The following is a 304-nucleotide window of genomic DNA, read 5'->3' on the forward strand; positions in this document are numbered from 1 at the left end:
GCCCAGGCGGATCGCGCCGCTGTTGGCGGCGACGACCGCGGCGCCCAGCAACAGCACAAGCGCGAACGGCCAGCCGGGCACGGCCGGCCAGCGCGCCGCGGGGCGATCAAGCCGAACGTCCATGCAACTTGCCTGTCAGTTCCGCCACCGCCTGCGGCAGCCGCGGCGTGAAGCCCAGCAGCAGCAGCGCTTCCATGCTCGCCCCGCGGCGCGCCCGGCCGGCCGGCGTCAGCGCCAGGCCGGGCGCGCGCAGCAGGCCGTCGGCGCCGCCCTGCGCCTCCAGGCCCTGGCTGGTGCACAGGAT

General features: G+C 77.3%; 1 pseudogene. It reads right to left on the reverse strand.

The features are described from left to right. Positions 1-106: 106 nt before the first annotated feature. A pseudogene (locus ACG04Q_RS25605) lies at positions 107-304 on the reverse strand (hemin ABC transporter substrate-binding protein); the annotation flags it as partial.

Source organism: Pelomonas lactea, from assembly GCF_043555885.1.
GTDB lineage: Bacteria > Pseudomonadota > Gammaproteobacteria > Burkholderiales > Burkholderiaceae_C > Pelomonas > Pelomonas lactea.